2 rRNA genes are annotated in these 5,281 nt (G+C 55.4%); both read left to right on the top strand.

The window, feature by feature from the left end:
* Window positions 1-46 precede the first annotated feature (46 nt).
* Window positions 47-1,566 (top strand): 16S ribosomal RNA (locus tag RQH14_RS23040).
* Window positions 1,567-2,080: 514 nt separating this feature from the next.
* Window positions 2,081-5,238: ribosomal RNA gene (locus tag RQH14_RS23035) — 23S ribosomal RNA — on the top strand.
* Together the 16S and 23S rRNA genes form the textbook arrangement of a ribosomal RNA operon.
* Window positions 5,239-5,281 lie beyond the last annotated feature (43 nt).

The raw sequence follows: 5,281 nt of genomic DNA, 5'->3' as shown, positions 1-5,281 counted from the left end.
CGTTATTTCCGGTGGGTGTGGTTGTGTCTGTTTGATTTGTTTTACTTCAACGGAGAGTTTGATCCTGGCTCAGGATGAACGCTGGCGGCGTGCTTAACACATGCAAGTCGAACGATGATCCCAGCTTGCTGGGGGATTAGTGGCGAACGGGTGAGTAACACGTGAGTAACCTGCCCTTGACTCTGGGATAAGCCTGGGAAACTGGGTCTAATACCGGATATGACTATCTGACGCATGTCAGGTGGTGGAAAGCTTTTGTGGTTTTGGATGGACTCGCGGCCTATCAGCTTGTTGGTGGGGTAATGGCCTACCAAGGCGACGACGGGTAGCCGGCCTGAGAGGGTGACCGGCCACACTGGGACTGAGACACGGCCCAGACTCCTACGGGAGGCAGCAGTGGGGAATATTGCACAATGGGCGCAAGCCTGATGCAGCGACGCCGCGTGAGGGATGACGGCCTTCGGGTTGTAAACCTCTTTCAGTAGGGAAGAAGCGAAAGTGACGGTACCTGCAGAAGAAGCGCCGGCTAACTACGTGCCAGCAGCCGCGGTAATACGTAGGGCGCAAGCGTTATCCGGAATTATTGGGCGTAAAGAGCTCGTAGGCGGTTTGTCGCGTCTGCTGTGAAAGACCGGGGCTCAACTCCGGTTCTGCAGTGGGTACGGGCAGACTAGAGTGATGTAGGGGAGACTGGAATTCCTGGTGTAGCGGTGAAATGCGCAGATATCAGGAGGAACACCGATGGCGAAGGCAGGTCTCTGGGCATTAACTGACGCTGAGGAGCGAAAGCATGGGGAGCGAACAGGATTAGATACCCTGGTAGTCCATGCCGTAAACGTTGGGCACTAGGTGTGGGGGACATTCCACGTTTTCCGCGCCGTAGCTAACGCATTAAGTGCCCCGCCTGGGGAGTACGGCCGCAAGGCTAAAACTCAAAGGAATTGACGGGGGCCCGCACAAGCGGCGGAGCATGCGGATTAATTCGATGCAACGCGAAGAACCTTACCAAGGCTTGACATGAACCGGTAATACCTGGAAACAGGTGCCCCGCTTGCGGTCGGTTTACAGGTGGTGCATGGTTGTCGTCAGCTCGTGTCGTGAGATGTTGGGTTAAGTCCCGCAACGAGCGCAACCCTCGTTCTATGTTGCCAGCGCGTTATGGCGGGGACTCATAGGAGACTGCCGGGGTCAACTCGGAGGAAGGTGGGGACGACGTCAAATCATCATGCCCCTTATGTCTTGGGCTTCACGCATGCTACAATGGCCGGTACAAAGGGTTGCGATACTGTGAGGTGGAGCTAATCCCAAAAAGCCGGTCTCAGTTCGGATTGGGGTCTGCAACTCGACCCCATGAAGTCGGAGTCGCTAGTAATCGCAGATCAGCAACGCTGCGGTGAATACGTTCCCGGGCCTTGTACACACCGCCCGTCAAGTCACGAAAGTTGGTAACACCCGAAGCCGGTGGCCTAACCCTTGTGGGGGGAGCCGTCGAAGGTGGGACCGGCGATTGGGACTAAGTCGTAACAAGGTAGCCGTACCGGAAGGTGCGGCTGGATCACCTCCTTTCTAAGGAGCTGCTAACAACTGCTGGTGTCCGTGCATGCGGAGATCGTGTGGTTGTCAGTGTTGCCCATTGCGCAGGCGTCTGTTCTGCGGTGGGTGCTCATGGGTGGAATATCAACGAATCAAACTTGTTTGGCATGGCCTTTACCGGTTGTGTCCTGGTGCCAGTACGGCAGCATGTGCTCCTTTTGGGGGTGGGTGTTGTTGGGAACGCTGCCGGGGTGCATGGTGTGGGGGTTGTGTTTGGCGCACTGTTGGGTCCTGAGGCAACAGGACCTTTTTGCAGCAATGCAGGGGGCACTTCTGGTGTTTCTTTTGTTCCTGCTTCCGGTACCGCTGGCTGTTCCCTTTGTGGGGTGGTGGTGGTCTGGTTGACGGGGTTGTTGTTTGAGAACTACATAGTGGACGCGAGCATCTGAAACACATGCCTTTGGTGTGTGTTTCTACAGCAATTTCTTATGAATGAACCTGGCCCTTGTGGTCATGGTTCTCTCGAGTAAGTTTTTGATCTTTGTGTGGTCAAGTTTTTAAGGGCACACGGTGGATGCCTTGGCATTAGGAGCCGAAGAAGGACGTAGGAATCTGCGATAAGCCTGGGGGAGTTGATAACCGAGCGTTGATCCCAGGATGTCCGAATGGGGAAACCCCGCACAACGCTGTCATGGTGATTGTGTGACCCGCATCTGAACACATAGGGTGCGTGGGGGGAACGCGGGGAAGTGAAACATCTCAGTACCCGCAGGAAGAGAAAACAATAGTGATTCCGTTAGTAGTGGCGAGCGAACGCGGATCAGGCTAAACCGTTCCATGTGTGATAGCCGGCGGGCGTTGCATGGGCGGGGTTGTGGGACTTTCCGTGATGGTTCTGCCGGACCGTTGGGGTGATGTGCAGGCATAGGTGAACGGTCTTGAAAGGCCGGCCAGAGAGGGTGGGAGCCCCGTAACCGTAATGTTGTGTGCAGCCTGGAGAGTATCCCAAGTAGCACGGGGCCCGAGAAATCCCGTGCGAATCTGTCAGGACCACCTGATAAGCCTAAATACTTCCTAATGACCGATAGCGGACCAGTACCGTGAGGGAAAGGTGAAAAGTACCCCGGGAGGGGAGTGAAACAGTACCTGAAACCGTGTGCTTACAATCCGTCGGAGCAACCGCGAGTGATCGCATAGTAGTTGTGACGGCGTGCCTTTTGAAGAATGAGCCTGCGAGTTAGTGTTACGTCGCGAGGTTAACCCGTGTGGGGTAGCCGTAGCGAAAGCGAGTCTGAATAGGGCGAGTGTAGTGGCGTGATCTAGACCCGAAGCGGAGTGATCTACCCATGGCCAGGTTGAAGCGACGGTAAGACGTCGTGGAGGACCGAACCCACTTCAGTTGAAAATGGAGGGGATGAGCTGTGGGTAGGGGTGAAAGGCCAATCAAACTCCGTGATAGCTGGTTCTCCCCGAAATGCATTTAGGTGCAGCGTTGCGTGTTTCTTGCCGGAGGTAGAGCTACTGGATGGCCGATGGGCCCTACAAGGTTACTGACGTCAGCCAAACTCCGAATGCCGGTAAGTGAGAGCGCAGCAGTGAGACTGTGGGGGATAAGCTTCATAGTCGAGAGGGAAACAGCCCAGACCACCAACTAAGGCCCCTAAGCGTGTGCTAAGTGGGAAAGGATGTGGAGTTGCGAAGACAACCAGGAGGTTGGCTTAGAAGCAGCCATCCTTGAAAGAGTGCGTAATAGCTCACTGGTCAAGTGATTCCGCGCCGACAATGTAGCGGGGCTCAAGTACACCGCCGAAGTTGTGGATTTCACACATTGCCCTAGCCTTCGTGGTTCAGGGGTGTGGAGTGGTAGGGGAGCGTCGTGTGGGCAGTGAAGTCGCGGTGGAAACCAGCGGTGGAGCCTACACGAGTGAGAATGCAGGCATGAGTAGCGAAAGACGGGTGAGAAACCCGTCCGCCGAATGATCAAGGGTTCCAGGGTCAAGCTAATCTGCCCTGGGTAAGTCGGGACCTAAGGCGAGGCCGACAGGCGTAGTCGATGGACAACGGGTTGATATTCCCGTACCGGCGAAAAACCGTCCATGCCAAGCGGGGGATACTAACCGCCCGGAGCCTGCCCGCTCACCCTTGTGGTGTTGTGGGTTTTGGCCGAGCGCGGGACCTGATCCTGGGAGGTAAGCGTATTAACAGGTGTGACGCAGGAAGGTAGCCGGGCCGGGCGATGGTTGCCCCGGTCTAAGGATGTAGGGTCAGGGATAGGCAAATCCGTTCCTGTGTGCTTCGAGCACGTTCCTGAGATCTGATGGGACTCCCGTAAGGGGGGATCCGGTGATCCTATGCTGCCAAGAAAAGCATCGACGCGAGGTTTTAGCCGCCCGTACCCCAAACCGACACAGGTGATCAGGTAGAGAATACCAAGGCGATCGAGAGAATTATGGTTAAGGAACTCGGCAAAATGCCCCCGTAACTTCGGGAGAAGGGGGGCCTGCCCCGTGATGGAGACTTGCTCTCCGTGAGCGGGTGTGGGCCGCAGAGACCAGGGGGAAGCGACTGTTTACTAAAAACACAGGTCCGTGCGAAGTCGCAAGACGATGTATACGGACTGACTCCTGCCCGGTGCTGGAAGGTTAAGAGGACCGGTTAGCCACCTTGTGTGGCGAAGCTGAGAATTTAAGCCCCAGTAAACGGCGGTGGTAACTATAACCATCCTAAGGTAGCGAAATTCCTTGTCGGGTAAGTTCCGACCTGCACGAATGGAGTAACGACTTCCCCGCTGTCTCAACCATAAACTCGGCGAAATTGCAGTACGAGTAAAGATGCTCGTTACGCGCAGCAGGACGGAAAGACCCCGAGACCTTTACTATAGTTTGGTATTGGTGTTCGGAGTGGCTTGTGTAGGATAGGTGGGAGACGTTGAAACCCGGACGCCAGTTCGGGTGGAGTCATCGTTGAAATACCACTCTGGTCACTTTGGACATCTAACTTCGGCCCGTGATCCGGGTCAGGGACAGTGCCTGATGGGTAGTTTAACTGGGGCGGTTGCCTCCTAAAAAGTAACGGAGGCGCCCAAAGGTTCCCTCAGCCTGGTTGGCAATCAGGTGTCGAGTGTAAGTGCACAAGGGAGCTTGACTGTGAGAGAGACATCTCAAGCAGGGACGAAAGTCGGGACTAGTGATCCGGCGGTACATTGTGGAATGGCCGTCGCTCAACGGATAAAAGGTACCTCGGGGATAACAGGCTGATCTTGCCCAAGAGTCCATATCGACGGCATGGTTTGGCACCTCGATGTCGGCTCGTCGCATCCTGGGGCTGGAGTAGGTCCCAAGGGTTGGGCTGTTCGCCCATTAAAGCGGTACGCGAGCTGGGTTTAGAACGTCGTGAGACAGTTCGGTCCCTATCCGCTGCGCGCGCAGGAAATTTGAGAAGGGCTGTCCTTAGTACGAGAGGACCGGGACGGACGAACCTCTGGTGTGTCAGTTGTACTGCCAAGTGCATCGCTGATTAGCTACGTTCGGATGGGATAACCGCTGAAAGCATCTAAGCGGGAAGCTCGCTTCAAGATGAGATTTCCATACACATTATGTGTGAGAGGCCCCCAGCCAGACCACTGGGTTGATAGGCCGGATGTGGAAGCGAGGACTAAAGACTCGTGAAGCTGACCGGTACTAATAGGCCAACAACTTACACCACACAACACACTGCACGCGTCCACTATGTGGTTCCCGAACAACAA

The organism is Arthrobacter sp. WCS2018Hpa-7, from assembly GCF_031843805.1.
Taxonomy (GTDB): Bacteria; Actinomycetota; Actinomycetes; order Actinomycetales; family Micrococcaceae; genus Arthrobacter.
This window is presented reverse-complemented; position numbering and strand designations above follow the sequence as displayed.